Origin of the sequence: Clostridium cavendishii DSM 21758 (assembly GCF_900141845.1) — a bacterium.
Taxonomy (GTDB): Bacteria; Bacillota; Clostridia; order Clostridiales; family Clostridiaceae; genus Clostridium_AG; species Clostridium_AG cavendishii.
The window spans coordinates 24413-45155 of record NZ_FQZB01000006.1 but is presented as its reverse complement, the minus strand read 5'-3'; the positions used below and the strand labels follow the sequence as shown (position 1 = coordinate 45155).

Annotated in this window: 16 protein-coding genes and 1 pseudogene; 16 read left to right on the top strand and 1 reads right to left on the bottom strand. The window is 27.6% G+C overall.

Translation table 11 applies throughout. The features are described 5' to 3' along the window. Positions 1-161: 161 nt before the first annotated feature. The 5 genes from BUB01_RS06045 (at position 162) to BUB01_RS06025 (ending at position 9389) form a co-directional block, all read left to right on the top strand. Entirely contained in the window at positions 162-809 is a 648-nt protein-coding gene (locus BUB01_RS06045) for a hypothetical protein (RefSeq protein ID WP_072985806.1), read from the top strand. Between the two features lie 439 nt (positions 810-1248). Beyond that, positions 1249-2214, top strand: a complete 966-nt coding sequence (locus BUB01_RS06040) for an aromatic acid exporter family protein (RefSeq protein WP_084108435.1) — start codon at positions 1249-1251, stop codon at positions 2212-2214. A 492-nt stretch (positions 2215-2706) separates the two neighbouring features. Continuing rightward, positions 2707-4845 carry a YhgE/Pip domain-containing protein gene (locus tag BUB01_RS06035; protein WP_242958371.1) on the top strand — a complete coding sequence of 713 codons (2139 nt, stop codon included), beginning with the start codon at positions 2707-2709 and terminating at the stop codon, positions 4843-4845. Positions 4846-4858: 13 nt separating this feature from the next. Then, positions 4859-7009: a YhgE/Pip domain-containing protein gene (locus tag BUB01_RS06030; RefSeq protein ID WP_072985803.1), complete on the top strand. Its 2151-nt coding sequence runs from the start codon at positions 4859-4861 to the stop codon at positions 7007-7009. Positions 7010-7313: 304 nt separating this feature from the next. After that, positions 7314-9389, top strand: coding sequence for a hypothetical protein (locus BUB01_RS06025; RefSeq protein ID WP_072985802.1), 2076 nt, complete (start codon positions 7314-7316; stop codon positions 9387-9389). Between the two features lie 97 nt (positions 9390-9486). Here BUB01_RS06025 and BUB01_RS06020 read toward each other — a convergent pair. Next, a pseudogene (locus BUB01_RS06020) lies at positions 9487-9825 on the bottom strand (winged helix-turn-helix transcriptional regulator). Positions 9826-10005: 180 nt separating this feature from the next. On the opposite strand from BUB01_RS06020, the gene BUB01_RS06015 reads away from it, so the two are divergent. The 11 genes from BUB01_RS06015 (at position 10006) to BUB01_RS05965 (ending at position 20681) form a co-directional block, all read left to right on the top strand. Next, positions 10006-10671 carry an NAD(P)H-dependent oxidoreductase gene (locus BUB01_RS06015; protein WP_072985801.1) on the top strand — a complete coding sequence of 222 codons (666 nt, stop codon included), beginning with the start codon at positions 10006-10008 and terminating at the stop codon, positions 10669-10671. 146 nt (positions 10672-10817) lie between these two features. Further along, the gene (locus tag BUB01_RS06010) at positions 10818-11360 is read left to right on the top strand and encodes a ribonuclease FAU-1 family protein (RefSeq protein ID WP_072985800.1); all 543 of its coding nucleotides are present in this window, start codon (positions 10818-10820) and stop codon (positions 11358-11360) included. 178 nt (positions 11361-11538) lie between these two features. Continuing rightward, the gene (locus BUB01_RS06005; protein WP_072985799.1) at positions 11539-12168 is read left to right on the top strand and encodes a class I SAM-dependent methyltransferase; all 630 of its coding nucleotides are present in this window, start codon (positions 11539-11541) and stop codon (positions 12166-12168) included. A gap of 187 nt (positions 12169-12355) precedes the next feature. Next, entirely contained in the window at positions 12356-12688 is a 333-nt protein-coding gene (gene cutA / locus BUB01_RS06000) for a divalent cation tolerance protein CutA (protein WP_072985798.1), read from the top strand. A gap of 302 nt (positions 12689-12990) precedes the next feature. Beyond that, positions 12991-14319, top strand: a complete 1329-nt coding sequence (locus tag BUB01_RS05995) for an MATE family efflux transporter (protein WP_072985797.1) — start codon at positions 12991-12993, stop codon at positions 14317-14319. Positions 14320-14351: 32 nt separating this feature from the next. Then, positions 14352-14639: a metal-sensing transcriptional repressor gene (locus BUB01_RS05990; RefSeq protein ID WP_072985796.1), complete on the top strand. Its 288-nt coding sequence runs from the start codon at positions 14352-14354 to the stop codon at positions 14637-14639. A gap of 148 nt (positions 14640-14787) precedes the next feature. Continuing rightward, positions 14788-15858, top strand: a complete 1071-nt coding sequence (locus BUB01_RS05985) for an HD-GYP domain-containing protein (RefSeq protein WP_072985795.1) — start codon at positions 14788-14790, stop codon at positions 15856-15858. A gap of 15 nt (positions 15859-15873) precedes the next feature. Further along, positions 15874-18744, top strand: coding sequence for a response regulator (locus BUB01_RS05980; RefSeq protein ID WP_072985794.1), 2871 nt, complete (start codon positions 15874-15876; stop codon positions 18742-18744). A 13-nt stretch (positions 18745-18757) separates the two neighbouring features. After that, the gene (locus BUB01_RS05975) at positions 18758-19120 is read left to right on the top strand and encodes a response regulator (RefSeq protein WP_072985793.1); all 363 of its coding nucleotides are present in this window, start codon (positions 18758-18760) and stop codon (positions 19118-19120) included. Between the two features lie 228 nt (positions 19121-19348). Beyond that, positions 19349-20212, top strand: a complete 864-nt coding sequence (locus tag BUB01_RS05970; RefSeq protein WP_072985792.1) for a GNAT family N-acetyltransferase — start codon at positions 19349-19351, stop codon at positions 20210-20212. A 16-nt stretch (positions 20213-20228) separates the two neighbouring features. Further along, positions 20229-20681 carry a GNAT family N-acetyltransferase gene (locus BUB01_RS05965; protein WP_072985791.1) on the top strand — a complete coding sequence of 151 codons (453 nt, stop codon included), beginning with the start codon at positions 20229-20231 and terminating at the stop codon, positions 20679-20681. The last annotated feature ends 62 nt before the right edge of the window (positions 20682-20743 follow it).

Here is a 20743-nt window from a genome sequence, read left to right as displayed (position 1 = left end):
ATATTCTATGGAATATTTAGGTATTAAAAACAATAAAAAAGCAATGTTAAATTTAATTTATAATTTAAATAAAGTTTTTTAAAAAAATGTTGTAAAAATATTGTTGAATATGGTATAATTATGCATGTTAAAATTTTCTTTATAAACAAGGGGGACAAAAAATGAAAAAAACGAAAAAATTATTAGCTTTAGGAGTAAGTATGTTAATGCTTGGTGGAGTATTAGCTGGATGCTCAAGTGAAAAGAGTACACCAGAAGAATCAGCTAAAGCTCAATACAACTTCATTATGAAAGGTCAAAAAGAAGAGTTTAAAAAACTTGGAGCATCTGATAAGGAAGTCGATGATATCTTAAACAAACAAAAAGATGAATATTCAAAGAAACTTAAATCAAACTTTAAAGTAGCTGGTTTAACTGTAACAGATGGACAAGTTAATTCTATATTAGATGCAAGACAAGAAGCTATAAATAAGGTAACTGTAAAAACTGAAACAGTTAAAAAAGAAAAAACTGAAGCAACTGTTAAAGTATCAACAACATATATTGAAGAAAGAAAATTAGATGAAAAAGCAGGACAAGATGCATTAAAAGTTGTTCAAGATGCAAAAATAACAGATGAAAAAGCAGCAAAAGAAAAGTTCAAAGAAGAATATGTAAAGAACTTAATAGCAGCATATAAGAGTGCAACTCCTTCAAAAGGAGAAAAATCTAAAGAATTTAAATTTGTTTTAAAAGACAAAGTTTGGATAGCAGAAAGTTCTTTTGATTTTGGTTTTGGTATAAGTAAACTATCAATAGGTGAAATATAATAGTATTTAAATTATGAGGTGATTTTCTAATAGGAAGATTACCTCTTTTTTCATGGATAGAAGTTTTTTTCTAAAAATAGAGGGGGCTTATAGAAATTTTGACGACTTGTAGCTTTAGGTTGAGTAAAAAAAATTTCTATAAGTCCTAAATTTTTTGCATTGGGGGAAATATAAAATTATAGAAAACCATTTTTTTTACGAATAATATATATGTAGCATTAAATAAATAATAATAAATTATTATAAAAAATTCTGATATAATATGCTATAATAGCAAAGTTACATCTTTATTATGATTAGTATTATACTAAGGATGATAGTATGGTAATAGCAACAATTTTAATAGACATCACAAGATATATAAATAAGATAAGTACAATTGATTATCATACAAAAAAGATATGAGCTAAAAAATTCTTATATTTTGAAAGGCTTAATTATGAAAAAATTTATTGGAATGAGAACTTTGAAAACAGCAGTAGGAGCAACTTTAGCTATTATAATTTCAAGTGCTTTAGGACTTAAATATGCAGCTGCTGCTGGAATTATAGTAATTTTAAGTATACAAAATACAAAAAAAACATCAATATATTTAGCTATGCAAAGATTTGGTTCAACAATATTAGCATTATTTATTGCAGGTGTTTTATTTACTATAGTGGGATATACACCTGTCGCTTTTGGATTATATTTGATTATTTTTATACCGCTAGCTGTAAAGTTTAAAATGGCTGATGGAATAGTGGTAAGTTCTGTTTTGGTTAGTCATTTGCTAGTTGAAAGGTCTATATCACCTTATTGGATTAAAAATGAACTCTTGCTTATGGGGGTAGGTGCAGGGATAGGTATATTATTTAACATTTATATGCCTAAAATAGATAGAGAAATAAAGAAAGATCAAATATATATTGAAGATAAAATGATAGAAATTTTAGCACATATGGCTAAAACATTAAGAAGCCAATCTGTCTATATAGGTGAAGAGCAACTTTTCAAGGAATTGCAAGAAAGACTTATCATTGGCAGTGAAAGAGCTTATCGTAATTTAAATAACTATGTGAATGAGGAATCAAAATATTATGTTAAATATATGGAAATGAGGACACTTCAATTTGAAATATTGAAATACATGAGAGGAAATTTTGAAAGATTTTATAAGACTTTTGCACAAACAGAGATTGTAGCAGCGTTTACTGAACGTGTAGCATTAGATTTACATGAAAATAATAATGCAGAAGGCTTATTAGAAGATTTGAAATCTGTATTTGAAGCCTGTAGTATTCAGAAACTTCCTGAAACAAGGGAGGAGTTTGAAAATAGAGCAATATTATTTCAATTTTTAAAGGATTTAGAGTATTTATTAGAAGTAAAGAGGAACTTTATTCTTAAAACTAAGGAATACTAATAAATGAATATGTTAATAGCGGTAGTGTTTTCAGGAATAAGATGATATAATATACATTAGTTTTATAGTTCGTATGCAAAATAATATTGTTTAAGATTATATAGAAAAAATATATTTTAAGCTATGAGGATATAAAAAAGATTATAGTTATAAATGTTTTAGGATATTTAAAATTTAACTAAGGATAGGTATAATAAAATGTATACAAGTTTACTTTTTTATTATAGTATAATGTTTTAATTTATCATATAAAAACATATATTAGTATATAACTATTCATACTTTTAAATTTTAAAAGTATGAATTTGTATTTTATTAATATAAATATTAAAAATTTTGAATAAAGTATAGTTTTTTTATAATAAAAAAAATAGTAAAATGTTGAAATATGTATAGAACAAAGTTAAAATGATATATAGTAAATTTTGAGAAGTTTAAATAGTTTATTAAGAAATCTAGAATAGAGGTAAAGTAAATATTATGAGAAAGCTAATGAAAGTATTTAAGAGTGATTTAAAAAGTATTTTTAAAAATCCTGTGGCGTTAATTATTACTCTGGGTATATGTGTAATACCAGCTTTATATGCTTGGGTAAATATAAAGGCCTGTTGGGATCCTTATGGTAATACAGGTACTATGCCTATAGCAGTAGTAAATAATGATAAAGGAACTACTGTTATGGGGGAAAAAGTAAATGTTGGACAAGAAGTAATAGGCGAGCTTAAAAATAATAAAAAAATAGGGTGGAAATTTGTTTCTAAAGAACAGGCTGATATGGGGGTTGTGGATGGAACATATTTTGCTAGTATAGAAATACCAGAAACTTTTTCAGAAGATTTGGCTAGTATATCTAAAGATAATACTAAAAAGGCGCAAATAACTTATAAGTTAGATACTAAGGCTAACCCAGTAGCTGGAAAAATAGCAGGAGGAGCAGAAGGATATTTAGTAGATGAGATAACTTCAAATTTTATTGCGACAGTCAATAAAAAAGCCTTTGGAAAAGTTAGTGGTTATAAAGAAGAAGTGGATAAAAACCGTAATGATATAATAAAACTTAAAAATTCAATAATAGACGCAGGCAGAAATATGGACACTATAATAGGTGCACTAGAAAATGTCAATGCAAATTCAACGAATTTAAATACTTATTTAAAGGCTGTTCAAGGTACTATGCCTGCATTAACAGGAAGTATATCTATAAGTGAAACAACAGCAAAGAATGCAGAAAGTTTAATACAAACAACAAATACTAGTTTAACTACAGCTATAAAAACATTAGACAATAATTTAAAAGAAATGAAAGTTAGCATAGATAAAATAATTAAGATTCTAGACACTACAAATAGTAACCAAAGTTCAATGGATATTACTAATGAAATGAATGATATAAATAAAAATATAGAGTTAATAAATACTACTATAGATAAAAGTGTAGAGTATCTTAAGGCTCTTAATGAGCAAAAACCTAATGAACAAATATCTCAAATGATAGTATCTTTAAAATCCTTAGAAGATAGTTTAAATAAGCAAAATACATTGATTACAGCAATTTTAAAAGATGCTCAAAATGGTGGGAAATCTAGTGACGAACTTATAAAACAATTAAAGAATAATTTGCAAAAAATATCAACAGATATAAATAATATAACAGGTAAATTTGAAAAAGAAACAGTTCCGGTTTTAAATGAGATAACTACTTATTTAACAAAGGCAACAAAAGATGCTGCTACATTATTAAAAAACTCTCAAAATTCAGTAGAAGGTATAAATAAAATAGTAAACTCAGCTACAGAAGGCAGTAATCTTACAGCTAAGGTGTCGGGAGATCTTTTAGAGCAGCTAAAAGAATATAAAGATGAAATAAAATATATAGGTGAAAAGTTATCAAAAATAAATGATAATGATTTAAATACAATACTTGCAGTGCTTCAAAATAATCCAGATTTAATGGGTGAATTTGTAGCAAATCCATTTAGTATAAAAGAAGTTAAAGTATATTCAGTACCAAATTACGGATCAGCTATGGCGCCTGTATATTCAGTATTAGCAATATGGGTAGGTGGATTGATTTTAACATCAGTATTAGGCACGGAGGCTAAAAAGTTTAAAAGAGATGATACTCTTACAATAAGACATAAATATTTCGGGAAAATGATTCTTTTTGTGGTACTAGCCATAATACAAGGCGCTATAATAGCGATAGGAAATATATTTTTACTTAAGATATACGTAGTAAATCCATTCCTGATGACTGTATTTTCTATATTATCAGGTATAACCTTCTCAATAATAATATTTACCAATGTATCTTTATTAGGTAATGTAGGGAAGGCAATTAATATAGTATTTATGATCATACAGTTAGCAGGTTGTGGAGGAAGTTATCCTATACAAGTAGACCCGCTTATATTTAGAATATTACAGCCATTATTCCCATTTACTTATTCAGTAGGTGGTTTTAGGGAAGCAATTGCAGGACCTTTGTCTAGCAGTGTTGTTTTAGATATAGTAATGTTATTATTATTCAGTATACTTTATATAATATTCGGCTTTGTATTTAAACCACACTTACATAGCATTGTAAAAAGGTTCGAAAAGAAATTCCATCAATCAGGTATAGGGGAATAAGTGAGGTGATATAATGAAGATGTTATTTAAGATATTTAAAAGAGACCTATTAAAGATTAAAAGAAATTATGCAGCAATGATTATAGTTATTGGACTTTGCTTTATACCATCTCTATATGCTTGGATAAACATAGCAGCTTGCTGGGATCCTTATGCTAATACAGGAAACTTACCTGTTGCTGTAATAAACAAGGATGATGGGGCAATTATAAATTCTACAGAAGTAAATGTAGGGGCTCAGGTTGTAGAGAATCTTAAAAAGAATAAATCTATAAAGTGGGAAGTTTTAGATGAATGGCAAGCTAATAATGCATTGAATGAAGGTTCATATTATGCAATAATAGAAATTCCACAAAATTTTTCAAGTGGACTAGTTAGTTTAACAACTAGCAATCCTAAAAAACCTAGCATAGTATATAAAGCAAATGAAAAAGCTAATGCTATCGCTACTAAAATTACAAATGTAGCAAAGGATAAATTAACAAAAGAGATAAAGTTAAACTTTGTAAAGACAGTTAACGAAAAGGCTTTTGATGAGCTTAATAAGGTAGGATTACATTTAGATAAGACTAAACCAAAGGTTTTAGGTATAAAAGATGTTGTAAATACAGCAGACGGGGATCTTGGAAAGATAAAAAATTATATAAATTCATCATCTAAAGATGCAGAAGAATTAAGTAAGTATATATCATCTGTTAAGAATGATTTACCACTTATTAAAGATCAGATAAATAATTTACAAAAGGCCACTGAGGCTAGCAAAAATTTAGTCAATAATACTAAAAATAATTTAAATACAATGAATAGTGATATAAATACAGATATCATGCAATTACAATTATTATCTCAAAAGGTAGATGGTGTTCTAAATGATATTAAGGGACAAACATCACCTCAAACTGCAATGCTTAACGAGATTGATCAAGCTATTGGATATATAAACCAAATGAAAACTTTAATAAGCAATGCTAGTAAAACCTTAAAAGAAATTAATAATGTAGCAAATAATGAGGGATTAAAAGTTGTACTAGACTCATTTGATAAGTTAGAGCCTGTATTAGATAGTGAATTGACTACTTTACAGGAATTGCGTAAGCAAGTAAGTAATGGTCAATTTGATGAAAAGTATAAAAGTACAGTTGATTCATTAATAAAGATAAATGATGAATTAACAAGTAAGATAGTAAGTTTATCAAGTGATTTTTATAAAAATGGTACAAATGCAATTAATAATATTGCTAACACAACTAATACAAGTTTAACTCAACTTAATTCTATACTAGAAACTACTAAAATGATACTTCCTCAATTAGATGCTTTAGCTAATTATGGAATTGCTTCTAGTAATCAAACTGTTAAGGATGCAAATGAATTAAACACAAAAATAAGTACTTTACAAAAAGGCATTCAAGATTTAGGAGACAAACTAAAAGATTTAAATGAAAATAATTTAAATAAAATAATAGATATAATGGAGAAAAATCCAAATGAAGTAGCTAATTTTTTAACTTCTCCAATAGAAGTTAAAGAGGTTGAAGTATACGGAAAAGGTATCTTTGGTATAGGATTAACTCCTTTCTATACAGTTCTTGCTATATGGGTAGGCTCGCTTTTATCAGCTGCATTGTTAACTACAGCTTGTGAAGATTTTGAAGAGGGAAAACAACCTAATATGTTGCAGAGACATTTTGGTAAGATGCTTCTTTTTATTAGCATAACTATAATACAAGCAGTTATAGTTACATTGGGGGATTGGCTAATACTAGGTATTGATGTCTATAATGTACCGCTGTTGTTTGGTTTTGCTATATTAACAGCTATTACCTTTACAATAATAATATTTACTTTAGTATCACTAATGGGAAATGTAGGTAAAGCTATTGCAGTTGTTATTATGGTTTTCCAGATAGCAGGTGCAGGAGGTATATATCCTATACAAACTAATCCAGAGGTATTTGGAGTATTATATCCTTTATGGCCATTTACTTATGCTATAAATGGTTTCAGAGAAGCTATAGCAGGACCAGTTTGGAAGACAGTAGATACAAGTGTTGTAGTACTTTTAGTATACTGTGTAATTTTTATAATACTTTCAATATTAAAAAAACCACTTCATAAAATAACTCACTTTATGGAGCATATGTTTGAAAAGGCAGAATTGTAAAATTATATAATAGGTATAAGATTAGAAACCGTGTGCTATATAGCATGCGGTTTTTTGATAAATTAAATTGTATATTACAAAAGATTTTGAATTAATGTTATCTGAAAAAAAGGAATAGTATTACGAATTATTATTGAAATGTTAGATAATAAATTTGTAATTTTATAAATTGGAATTGGATGGTGAAAATTTTTGCTGTTATTTTTAATAATATTCTTTTAAGTATTATCTTAGATTATGCAATTGATGATATAATATATTTTATATATTATTCAAAAAATAAAAGAAAAAAAGGGGAGAAAATATGATAGATAATAAAAAGAATTTTTTACGAAACATTATAATTGCAATATCAGTGATTCTAATAATAGTTATTTCAGTTGGTACATATATGTTTTTTAACTCTAAAAAGACTAAAGCAACGGAAGAAAGTAAATTTTATTTTTATAAAAATGACCAAAATACAGCTAGTGTGTACACTTTAGATAAGGATAATAAGCTAATTAAATTAGATAAAGACAATGAGCAAGTATATTATGTAGACAAACTAAGGCAATACATATTAATCAATAAAAATAAGGAAATGTCTTTTGTAGATGAAAAAGGACATATTATTGAGATAGACAAAGATGTTCAAGGTGGTGTAAAGATTAATGGAGATAAGATATATTACATTAAAAATAATAAGGAATTATATCTTAAGAAGGGGCTTGAGGGGAAGTCAGAAAAAATAGGAGAAAATATTGAAAAGGTATCTATAATTTCAGATAACATTATAAAATGCTTGGATAAGGATTATAAAACAATAATTAAGAAAGATGATAAGGATATAATTAAGGAACTAGGTATTTTTGATGCAATAAAATTTAACAAAGATTATACTAAATGTGTCTATTCTAAAGATAAAAGTTTAGTAGAATACGATATAAAGGCTGGAACAGAGAAAAAAATAGTAGAGCCTAAAATAGATACTAAGGAAGCTTATTTAGGATGCTATTCAATAGAAGATGATAATATATTGTATGGAATAATAAAAACGAAGAAAGATGAACCTAGAATAAATATAGACGTATGGTACAAGGAAAAAGGAAAAGAGCCTAAAGAAATACTTAAAGATTGTAAAGGTGTATTATTATCAGAAGATGAAAAAGGAGTATATTATACAAACAATATTGGAACTTTATTTTATAAAGATCTTAAAAAAGGCGAAGAAAAAAGGCTTATGGATGATGTGGAGTTCTTTTTATTAACCACAAAAGATTATATAATAGTAACTTCTTCAAAGGGAGAGAATTATAAAGTTAATAACAATGGAACTAATGAGAAATTAAAAAGTAAAGATAAAATAATTTTGGTAAAGAAATTTAAAGATTCTTATGCATATTTTAATGAAGAAGATAGTTCAATATATATAGATGGCAAGAAAACAATAGAAAATGTAAAGAAATATTCTATAGTAAATGATGATATAGCATATGTAAATAATGACAATGAAGTCTATTTGGTGAAAAATGGGGATATAAAAAATCCTAAATTAATATTAAAAAATGTTAAGGAGTATGATGTTATATCCTTTGGAGAAAGTACATTATTTATGAATCTTTTTGATATTGATGATATCAAGGGATATTGGCGTGATGATGTTGATCAAAATGAAGCTATATATATAACAAAGGAAAATTATAAAACTCTAATTTATTACCATGGAAATAACAATTTTAAAATAAGTAAAATAAGCACACCAGATAAAGACAAAATAGCACTTGAACTTGAAAATGAAGAATATAAGGTAAGAACTATATCCAAAACTAAAGATAAGGATCTTATATCTGTAGATGGTAGAAATTATAGAAGAATTGATAAGGAAACTTATAAGAAGATAGAGGATTTGACTAAATATCAAATGGAAGTCCTTAATCCAAAAGCAAATCAATATTTAAATGCTTGGGCGCCATTAAATAAAGTAATAAAAAAAGACAATATGATATATTTTGAATATATAAATCCAAATCCACCAAACCAAAAGGTATATATAAGAGAAGATGGTACATTATTTGATGATCCTCTAACTGGTTCAGAAATTAAAGATGGTAAAAGTAATGATAATAAAAATAAGGATGCTGTTAAAAATGCTGATCCAGAATTAGTAAAAAAGTATCTTAAGGTAGTAGAGGATAATGACCCACTTAGTGGAAATTCAGTACTTAGGAGTAAATATGAGTTAAATGATATTACCACTTACGAAGGTAAAAAGTATTATGTATTTAATAGGGTAAATGATAAAAGGTATTTGATGTATATAGATGAAGATGAGAATATTTATAACGTAAATGGAACGATTGAAAAGAATGGACTTATAAAGGTTCATAGAAGGAAATAAATAATTAATAAAAAATCTACCTGAGAGAAATTTGAACTCCCCATATTTATTTAACATAGGGGGAGTTCAATTCGTAGGTAGGTTCCTTCATGTATAATTAAAGAAGTTCATTTTTAGTCCATAAACAAAGAAGTTCCAATATAGGTATCAATGATTTACCCCTGTCAGTTAAAAAATATTCAACTCTTAAAGGAAGTTCATCATATTCTACTCTATATATCATGCCATCTTCTTCCAATTAACGTAATTGTTCAGTTAACATTTTAGGAGTTATATTTTTTATTGTTTTTTTTAATTCGCCATAGCGTAATGTACTATTATCTTTTAAACGCCAAAGTATTATAGGTTTCCATTTTCCACCTATAATATGTAGCGCTAATTCAACTTCACAACTAAGTTCTCCATTTTTAAATTTATCTACTTTATCTTTTAACATTTAAATACCTCGAATTATAAAATTAATAGTGATTACTAAAAAGTGCCTACTTGATTTAAATAAATAATGAGATTATTATACTATTAAAGCTTATACAAATAAATACTAGTAGATAATAATAATTAATAAAATATTTTATTATACAATAATTTAAAACAATAATAGAAGGAGTTTTTAAAAATGGAAAATACAAAAAGTGAAATTTTAAAAGCATATAATTTTAGGCATGCATGTAAGGCATTTGATGTAAATAAAAAAATATCAAAGGAAGACTTTGAATTTATTCTTGAGACAGGGAGATTATCACCAAGTTCTTTTGGATTTGAACCTTGGAAGTTTTTAATTATTCAAAATGCTGAACTTAGAGAAAAATTAAAACCAGTATGTTGGGGGGCTAAAGGTCAGCTTCCAACTGCTAGTCATTTTGTAATAATACTTTCTAGAACTATAGAGCATATGAAATATGATGCAGACTACATTGCAAGCTTTATGAAAAATATTCAACATTTACCTGAAGAGATTGTAACTATGAAAGGTGAAGCCTATAAAACATTTCAAGAAACAGGTTTTAACTTATTAGAAAGTAATAGAGCTATATTTGATTGGGCATGTAAACAATCTTATATTGCACTTGCAAATATGATGACAGTAGCAGCTCAAATAGGAATAGATTCTTGTCCTATTGAAGGATTCCAAAGGGAAAAGGTTGAAGAAATCTTAGAATCAGAAAGGATACTTAATAGAAAAGAATTTGGAGTAGCTTGTATGGTGGCATTTGGGTATAGATTAGAAGATCCTAGACCTAAAACAAGACAAAACTTAGAAGAAGTAGTGACTTGGATTTAATCAAAAAATCCTGTAGTGTTTTTTATATGTAAAGTGATACAATAAATATATGTTAAAACCGTATGCTTGATAAAATAGCATGCGGTTTTATTCATAAATGTACAGACTCTTAACGTATTGAATTAAAATTAAGGGAGGCTATAGTAGTGGTTAAAAGAAAGTATGCCAATAAACCTGATTGGACAAGAGTTTTAAGTAAAAAATTTACAACAAAGTATATTAAAAATAGTAGCTTTAATGGATATGCTTCCGTGATATGTGTTGAAAAGGTAAGGGAACCATTGATAAAAAATATGTTTGGAAAAGACTATTGTTTGGTTGATGATGGATATATATGGCTTGAGATAGTGCCTTTAGAAGGTAATTACGTTATAACAACAATGTATAATAGTAATAAGGAAATAGTACAGTGGTATTTTGATATTACTAAGAATAAAGGTATTACAGAAGAAGGAATACCTTTTTTTGATGATTTATTTTTGGATGTAGTTATATTACCTAATTCTAAAGTGTTATTACTTGATGAAGATGAGCTTAAGGAGGCTCTTGATAATGGTGAAATAACAAAGCAAGAGTTTGATATGGCTTATAAAGAAGCGAAAGAAGTCATGGAGAGTATTGCATTAGATATAAATAAGTTATCAGATTTTACTAATAGATACTTAAGTGAATTAATGAAAATTAAATAATATAAAAATTCATTTTCATACAAATACACCATGAAAAGTGCTTGAGTAGAGTAATTCTTTGGTGAGATTTATGATTTTGTCTTAGAAAATATGTAACGTCAAGCCAAGAATCTTCAAGGTTAAGAACTATTTAATTTAGCAAAGACTAAAATAAGTATATTTTAATTTGGAGGGTATTATGAATTTAGAAGAACTTAATCCTAAGAATAGATTTAGCAAGCGTGCAGATAATTACACAAAATATAGACCGACGTATCCAAAGGAAATAATAGAGTATTTAAATGATTCAGAAAAATATCTAATAAATTATACAAATTTCCATTCAGTAGAGGCAGCTTCAGAAGCTACAACATTGGAGGCAAAATCAATAGATATAATCACAGCAGGACAAGCGTTTCATTGGTTTGAACCAGAAGCTACAAAAAAAGAATTTTTAAGAATATTAAAGCCTAATGGATTTGTAGTGATATTTAGCAACAGAAGAAAAAACAATAGCCAATTTATGAATGAATATATGGAATTAGTAAAAAAATATTCAGAGAGTGAATTTAATAAGCCACTTAACACGGATTCACATGAGTTTTTTGTTTTAAAAACAATTCATGAAGAAAGATTTCAAAATCCTATAGAGTATAATTTAGAAAGATTAAAAGGAGAGTTAGCATCTTATTCGTATTTACCAAATGAAGACGATGATGATTTTGTTTTAATGATCTCTGAGCTTGAGTTAATATTTGAAAAGTATAATAATAATGGAACGGTTATTTTTAATTATGAAACAGTAGTATATTACTGTAAGATGAAGTGAGTTTTATAAGGATAAAGCATAGATATTTAATTATAAGTCAATATAAAAATCTCAAAATTGCTTAATGGAACGTATGAAAGTAGGAGTTTTTTTGTAATTATATAACTATATAACTATTTAACTATTTAAATAGTTATGCCTGTAGAGCCACTTCTAGAGATTTTTAGAAGAAAAAGGAGGGTGCATTATGGAGTTTAAAGATGTAAAAATAGAAATATATATTCCGGAGGAATATGTAATAAAATTAAGAAATGGTCTTAATGAGGTAAATGCTTGCACAGTTGGGAATTATGATAATGTTATGTCAATAACAAAGTTAAAAGGATATTGGAGACCATTAGAAGGAGCTAATCCTTTTGAGGGAGAAGTGGGAAAAGTATGCGAAGCTGAGGAATGTAAGATTGAATTAAGATGTAAAAGAGAATATGCGAAGATTGCAATTAAGGTTATTAGAGAAATACATCCTTATGAAGAACCGGTAATTAATATTATTCCAATTGTAAATGAATTGTTTGAATAAAAAATTAACGTATTAGGATTATGAATATTGAACCGTACCATAAGTAAGTGCGGTTTATACCCTTAGGCAGTGATATCACTTGCCTAAGGCTGTTTTTTAAAGTAAAAATACCGTATCATAAGTAATAAGATAAAATATCTTTTATATACAATATTTACAAAAATATTAAAATGTATTGAATTTAAATATTGCTATATAGTTTTAATAATAATTAATAAAAAAGTTTATATGTTATTGAAGAAGTTTTTGTGGAGTGCTATACTTTTGATATCCCCTATAGGGGGATATTGGAGGGGCTATTAATGAAGTTTTTTAAAAAAAATAAAGATAATATTTCTACTATTTGTATGTTGGCTATACCTGTTATAATTGAAAACATTCTCCAAACTTTATTAGGAACTGTTGATACTTATTTTGCAGGTAAAATTAATGATAGTGTAATTGCAGGAATTGGAGTTACTAATTTAATAGTTAATGTATTTATTACATTCTTTACAGCTATCAGTATAGGAACAAGTGCTGTAATAGCTAGAAATTTTGGAAAAAAGGACATTGAGAAGGTAAATTCAGCTATAAAACAATCTTTTGTATTAGGTGGAATTATTGGTTTAATAGTTGGAGTAATTAATCTTATATTCTATAAACAAATATTAATGGTATCTGGTGCTTCTGAGAAAGTATTGCTTTATGCTACACCCTACTACATGATTGTTGTAGTTCCATCGGTGTTCCTTTGCTTATCTTTAATTTTATCTAGTTGTCTAAGAGCTACGAAAGATACTAAGACACCAATGATAGCAACTGGAATTGCAAATGTATTAAATATAATATTAAACTTTATTTTCATGAGTGCAGGATTAGGTGTCATTGGAATAGCATTAGCTACAACAACTTCACGTGTACTAAATGTAATAATTCTTATAGTAAAACTAAACCGAAATAAAAATGGAGTTAATCTTCAGTTGAAAAATTGGAGAGTTGAAAAGGAAACTATTAAGTCTATTATAAAAATAGGAATACCAGCAGGAATTGAAAAACTAATTATGAGGTTAGGTCAGTTAGTTTATAATAGTATGATTATATCTATCGGTATATCAGCATATGTAGCCCATAATGTAGCTGGGAATATTGAAAGTTATTCTTATATACCTGCTATGGGATTTGGTGTTGCCACAGCAACTCTTGTTGGAATAACTCTTGGTGAGAATAATATTGAAAAATCTAAAGAAATGGTTTTCCTAGCAGATGTTATAACTACTATTCTTATGGTTAGTATTGGAATTATATTTTTTATTTTTGCACCACAACTTGCAAGTATTTTCACAGAGACAAAAGAAGTTCAAGAGATGGTTGTAAAAGTCCTAAGATTGATAGCTTTATTTCAACCTTTTGCGGCTATCACACAAATATTTACCAGTGCATTGCAAGGTGCTGGAGATACTAAATTTCCTATGTATGCAACTTTAATAGGTATTTGGGGAGTTAGAGTAGGAATAGGCTATTTACTTGGTGTTATATTAGGATTTGGATTATTAGGTGTATGGATGGCTTATGCCCTTGATATTACAATTAGAGGGATTCTTTTATTAAAACGTTTCTTGAATGGAAAGTGGGAGAAGATAGTTATATAATTAATACAATAAGTAAAAAGGAGATTACACATATGAATGATAATAATGAGCATAAGCATACACATAAGAATACTAAGGCTGTAGTAAATAGACTGTCACGAGCAATTGGACATTTAGAGTCCGTTAAAAGAATGGTTGAGGAAGGTAGAGACTGTAGTGAAGTGTTAATACAAGTTTCTGCCGTAAAATCAGCAATAAATAATATTGGTAAAATAATTTTACAAGACCATATTGAAAATTGTGTTGTTGATGCAATAGAAACTGGTGATGAGAAGGTGCTTGCTGATTTAAATAATGCGATTGATAAATTTATGAAATAATATAATAAAAAAACCTCACTTACTACTGATACGGAGAACCGTATCATAAATAAGGTTTTTGCTAAATTTGAATAAAATGTGAGTAAATATGAAGAAATAAGCCAATGATATTAGTAGTATCGTTGGTTTATTTTAATTGGAGGAGTATATGAGAATTGTTAATGTATCAAGTCTTAGGGGAGATGAAATTCTTGGAAGACAAATTTATGATGAGTTAGGTAGGGTTTTACTTAATGTTGGAGTAAAACTAAAACCTTACTATATAGAAAAAATTAAAGAACTTGGAATCAGTTCTGTATATATTGATGATAGCATATCAAAAGATGTTGATATTGAAGAAAGTATTTCTGATCAAACAAGGCAAATGAGTAAATACGCTGTTAAGGATATGGTTCAGAAGTATTGTCGTGAAGGAAAATCTGATAATAGTAGTGTTATGAATTCGGTAAATTCAGTTATTGAGGACATATTGGTAAATAAAAATGTTTTGATAAATGTGGCAGAAATAAGTTCAAGTGATAATAATATATATTCACATTCAGTAAATGTTTGTGTACTCTCAACAATAATAGGAACACATATGGGTTACAGTATGATAAAGCTTAAAGAGATAGCTACAGCTGCATTATTACATGATATAGGTAAGATAAAAATTATGAATGATAAAAAAATTTTGGCAGAGTTTAAGACTAAAGAAGAACTAGATAAATATATTGAACTAATGCATCCGAAGGTTGGATATAATTTTTTAGGGGATCAGCATATATATAGTGCATCAGTTAAAGTAGTAGCGTTAATGCATCATGAAAGATGTGATGGAAGTGGATATCCTTTAAAATTAAAAGGAGATGAAATAAATCAAATTGCAAAGATAGTAACTATATGTGATGTATTTGATAATTTGATAGCTGATAGAAATAGTGATGGAAGTAAAACTGTATCTGAAGTTATAGAATATCTTTTAGGAATGAGCAATATTTATTTTGATCAGGAAATAGTAAAAAAGTTTACGAGTAACATAGCTGCGTTTCCAACAGGCTGTGCAGTAATTTTAAGTTCAAATCAAAAGGGTATAGTAGTAAGGCAAAACAATTCAATGCCAACTAGACCTGTAGTAAAAGTTGTATATGGTAAAGATGGAAGCGTACTTTTAGAGCCTTATGAAATAGATTTATTAAAAGAATTAACTGTTTTCATTATAAAAACTTGTGACTTTTAAAAAGGGGAGGATTTTATGAGTAGCAAAATAGATTACATAAATATTGAGCACTATAGTAGGTGTTTAAAGCTAATTAATGATATTTTTAAGAAATTTTTAGTGATAGATGATAATAATTATGAGATTGAGCTTAAAAAGTCTTTAGAAAAAATCGGATTATTTTTCTCTTTGGATAGAATTTATGTTTATTATTTTTCTAAGGATCCTACTTTTATGAAAATAGAATATCAATGGAATAAGAAAGATATAAAGCAAAAAAGAGAAAGGCAAGAAGAGGAAGTTGTGTATACTCTTCCATGGCTTATTCGGGAGGTTAAAAATAGTGAGTTTGTTGCAATAAATGATACAAATAGATTTCCAGATGAAGCTTTGTTTGAGGCAGAAGTTTTTTTAAATGAGGGGGTAAAGTCGTTCCTTATAATTCCATTAAAGATTGCAGATAAATTAATTGGATTTATGGGCTATGAAAGTTTATCAGATTATATAAATTGGCAAGAAAGTCAAATTGAAGTGCTAAGTGATATTTCAAAGATTTTTTCATATACAAGAGAAAGACTTGAAAAGGAAAAAAAATATGAAGAAACGCTTAATGGTCAAGCAATTTTACTTAATAACTCTGAATCGCAAATTTGGGCTTTAAGTAATGTTACTTCTTATGCAACTGTTAATGAAGCACATGTAAATTTTTTTGGTAAGAAAAAGAGCGATTTAGAATATCAAGATTTATATGATGTATTTGATATAGAAACTGCAAATAAATTTTCAGAAAATAATTGGGAGCTCTTTGAAAAGAATGAGTTAACAAAAAAAGAGCTTGAGGTTGAAAATGTCAATGGAGAAAAAAGATTACTTAAAATTAGGAGTAAACCTCAGAAGGATAAGGATGGTAATATTAAATATCTTATTTGTACTGCAGAAGATATTACAGAACAAAGACGAGCTGAGAGAGAGCTATATAAGGCAAAAGAGCAAGCAGAGACGGCTAATATAGCAAAGAGCCAATTTCTTGCAAATATGTCTCATGAAATAAGAACACCTATGAATGGAATATTGGGATTTCTTGAGTTACTACAATTAACTAATCTTTCTTTAGAACAAGAGGATTTTATTAGGGAAGCAAAAGTAGCTTCAGAAGTTTTATTACATATTATTAATGATATTTTAGATTTTTCAAAAATTGAAGCTAGAAAACTAGTTATGGAAAATATCGAGTTTAATCTGAGAAAAATTATTGAGGATGCAGTTTCACTTCTTGCCCCTAAGGCAGCAGCAAAAGGAATTGAACTTTATACTATGATTAAAGAAGGGGTGCCAGAAGTGGTTGTTGGAGATCCAGCAAGACTTAGTCAAGTATTAAACAATCTTATAAGTAACGCAGTGAAATTTACTGAACATGGAGAGATTGCGGTTATAGTTGATTGTTTAGAAATAGAAAAGAAAATAGCTTTACTTAGCTTCCAAGTAAAGGACACTGGGATTGGAATTGATAGGGAGCATATTAATACAATTTTTCAATCTTTTAGTCAGGCAGATGCATCAACAACTAGAAAATACGGAGGAACAGGGCTTGGACTTGCGATATCCAATGAACTTGTAAAGATGATGGGAGGAGAGATTAGTGTTGAAAGTATATTAGGAGAAGGATCTACATTCAAATTTGATGTTAGATTAAGGATTGTGAAAGGGTCTACAGAGCAGAAATTTGAGTTTTTAAAGTTAGATGATGTGAATATTTTAATTGTTGATGAGAATGAAAACAACAGGAGAATTATTAATTCATATATTCAAGGAATTGGGTTAAAGGTGTTTGAAGCACAGGATGCTAGCACTGCAATTACCACAATTCTCACCAATGCTAATACAAAAAATAGAATAAGTGTTGCAATAATAAATTATCAAATGCCTGATATGAATGGTTATGAGCTTGCAAATACAATAAAAACAATACCTTTTACAAAAGATATTAAATTAATACTTCTAACTTCAGTAACTCAAAAGGGTGAGGTTAAAGCTTTAAAAGAATATGGTTTTTCAGCATATTTGGGTAAACCAGTAAGGAGAGATGAATTACTTGATTGTATTGCTATAACACTTGGAATTAAAAAAGAAGATGAGGAAAAAAATAAAATTATAACTAAACATATAGTTAAAGAAGTTAAAAATTCATTAGAACCACGGATTTTATTAGTTGAAGATAATGAAATGAATCGTAAAATAATTATAAGTATGCTTAAATCACATGGTATGATTTGTGATGTGGCGGTAAATGGTAGTGAAGCATTAAAAGTGGTGACTGAAAAAGATTATGATGTAATTTTAATGGATTGTCAGATGCCAGTAATGGACGGATATGAATGTACATCTAAAATAAGGGATTTTGAAGGAGAGAAAAAGCATACTATAATTATTGCTATGACCGCAAATGCTATGGAAGGTGATTATGAAAAGTGTATTAAGGCTGGAATGGATAATTATATTAGCAAACCTATTAATTTTGATACTATGTTTAGCTTAATAGAAGCTAATACTAAAGAGAATCATAAAGGAATAAAATACAGTAATATAATAAAAAATAATATTGATTACTTAATCAAAGAGACAGGATTAAAAGAAGAAGATGCGAAAGAAATACTTGAAGAATATATAGAACAGTTACCTAATTTACTCTCTGATATTAGTGAGGCTATTTATAGAAGTGATTTTAATAAATTAGTAGCGTTAACTCACGAGTTAAAAGGTTCTTCTGGAACTTTAAGAATAGTTTCTATTTATGAATTGGCAATACAATTAGAAGAAGCGGTTTTAAAACATGAAATAGATAAATCGACTATACTTTTTGAAAAAATAAGAGATTTATTGGGAGAGATACGACATGAGATAAAATAAAGGAGTTTTTAATATGAAAAAGGTATTGATAGTTGATAATTCATCGTATATGAGAAAATTTATAAAGAAGATTATTGAAAAAGGAGGATTTAATACAACAATTGAGGCTTCATCTAAAGAGGAAGCTGTTGAAATATTTAAAGCTCAGAGTCCAGAAATTGTAATACTGGATTTAAATATGTCTGAATTTACTATGGATGGTATTAGTGTATTAAATGATATAATGAAGATTAATACTGAAACAGCTGTAATTATAATATCTGCAGTAGGGCATCAATCTGTAAAAGACGAATGTATAGCATTAGGCGCTAAGAGTTATGTAAGGAAACCTTTTGAGGCTGAAACTCTATTAAAGGTATTAGAAGAATGTAAATAAATAGTGATCAAAAAATAAAATTAAGAGGCTACCTTACTACTGATTTTGTAGGAAGGTAGCTTTGCTATGGCTATATTTAAGAAATTTACAATAAATGTTATAATGAATATATTTAAATATAGCAATAATTAAGCTTGTTTTTATTTATTAATTAAGTATTAGGTTTACTTTAAAAAGGCATTGATGTTATTTTTTATTATGAATAAGGATAATTTTAGGGGGCTAAGAATGAAATATATTTATATTAAAAATTATAAAGATAATGATAAATTGCGAAAAAGTCTTAATGAATTAACGGAAAAAACTTTTTGCTTCAATTTTGAAAAGTGGTATTCTAATGGTTTTTGGGGAGATAAGTTCATACCACATTCTTTGGTGGATGGGGATAAGGTTGTAGCTAATGTATCTGTCAATTTAATGGATTTTGAAATGGATGGAGAAAAGAAACGATACATTCAAATTGGTACAGTTATGACAGATAAAGATTATCGTGGACAAGGCTTAAGTCGTTATCTTATAGAAGTTATAATAGATGAATATAAAGAAAAGTCAGATGGGATATATTTGTTTGGAAATGATAGTGTATTAAGCTTTTACCCTAAGTTCGGATTTGTTAAAAGTAAAGAATATCAATATAGTAAAAATATTTATTGCATAGATAATGTGAAGAAAATAGAACAGGTTGATATATCTGATGAGGTTAAATGGGAAGCTTTTTTTGATGTTGTAAAAAGTAGTATAAGTAATGATAGGTTTACCATGAACAATCCAGGTTTAATTGCATTTTGGACAAGATGGAGTAACTCTATTTATTATTTGCCTGAAGAGGATACATATATTATTGCAGATATTAAAAAGGAGCAGCTCTTTATTAAACAAATTGTAGCTAAGCATAAAGTGAACCTAGAAGCAGTTATTAATTCATTTGGTAATGAGATAAAAAAAGTAACGCTTGGTTTTACTCCATATGATGGAACTGGATATGACGTTGATGACTTTCATGAAGAAGATTGTACATTATTTATTTTAGGAAAAGATTTAGAGAACATAGAAAATAACAAATTAATATTTCAAACATTATCGCATGCGTAATTGAGATGGATAAAATATGGATATAAGTTATAAATTTGCAACAAATGAAGATTTGGAGTTTTTAGTTGATATGAGAATTAGGGATTTAAAAATGTTTTCTAATAAAAAAGTAGATGATAAAACTATTCAAAATATTAGGGAATTTTACTATTCAAAGATTGTTAAAAATGAGTGTTTTACTTTATTAGGTATTAGTAATAATAAGGTTATTGCGACTGCAACTATTTATTATTATGATATTCTGCTATCTAATGAAAACTCTAAAGGAAAGGTAGGGCAGATTACAAATGTATGGGTATCAGAAGAATTTAGAAAACAAGGAATAGCAGCATATATGATAAAAAGACTTATTAATATATCGAGAGATAATGTTGGAATGATATGTTTAAATTCCTCAAAAGATGCTTTGAAATTATATAATAAAATAGGTTTTATTAAAAAAGATAATTATTTAATTTATAATTTGTAGGAATAAAAGATTTATATCTATAATAGCTTGATGTCAAAATATAATGTAAGTATGAAAACAAA

Excerpts from the sequence above, each read along its gene's own strand:
- BUB01_RS06025 (WP_072985802.1), top strand. The coding sequence starts at position 7,314 with ATGATAGATAATAAAAAGAATTTTTTACGAAACATTATAATTGCAATA.
- BUB01_RS06005 (WP_072985799.1), top strand. The coding sequence starts at position 11,539 with ATGAATTTAGAAGAACTTAATCCTAAGAATAGATTTAGCAAGCGTGCA.
- cutA (WP_072985798.1), top strand. The coding sequence starts at position 12,356 with ATGGAGTTTAAAGATGTAAAAATAGAAATATATATTCCGGAGGAATAT.
- BUB01_RS05985 (WP_072985795.1), top strand. The coding sequence starts at position 14,788 with ATGAGAATTGTTAATGTATCAAGTCTTAGGGGAGATGAAATTCTTGGA.
- BUB01_RS06040 (WP_084108435.1), top strand. The coding sequence starts at position 1,249 with ATGAAAAAATTTATTGGAATGAGAACTTTGAAAACAGCAGTAGGAGCA.
- BUB01_RS05990 (WP_072985796.1), top strand. The coding sequence starts at position 14,352 with ATGAATGATAATAATGAGCATAAGCATACACATAAGAATACTAAGGCT.
- BUB01_RS05980 (WP_072985794.1), top strand. The coding sequence starts at position 15,874 with ATGAGTAGCAAAATAGATTACATAAATATTGAGCACTATAGTAGGTGT.
- BUB01_RS06045 (WP_072985806.1), top strand. The coding sequence starts at position 162 with ATGAAAAAAACGAAAAAATTATTAGCTTTAGGAGTAAGTATGTTAATG.
- BUB01_RS06015 (WP_072985801.1), top strand. The coding sequence starts at position 10,006 with ATGGAAAATACAAAAAGTGAAATTTTAAAAGCATATAATTTTAGGCAT.
- BUB01_RS05975 (WP_072985793.1), top strand. The coding sequence starts at position 18,758 with ATGAAAAAGGTATTGATAGTTGATAATTCATCGTATATGAGAAAATTT.
- BUB01_RS06035 (WP_242958371.1), top strand. The coding sequence starts at position 2,707 with ATGAAAGTATTTAAGAGTGATTTAAAAAGTATTTTTAAAAATCCTGTG.
- BUB01_RS06030 (WP_072985803.1), top strand. The coding sequence starts at position 4,859 with ATGAAGATGTTATTTAAGATATTTAAAAGAGACCTATTAAAGATTAAA.
- BUB01_RS05965 (WP_072985791.1), top strand. The coding sequence starts at position 20,229 with ATGGATATAAGTTATAAATTTGCAACAAATGAAGATTTGGAGTTTTTA.
- BUB01_RS05995 (WP_072985797.1), top strand. The coding sequence starts at position 12,991 with ATGAAGTTTTTTAAAAAAAATAAAGATAATATTTCTACTATTTGTATG.
- BUB01_RS05970 (WP_072985792.1), top strand. The coding sequence starts at position 19,349 with ATGAAATATATTTATATTAAAAATTATAAAGATAATGATAAATTGCGA.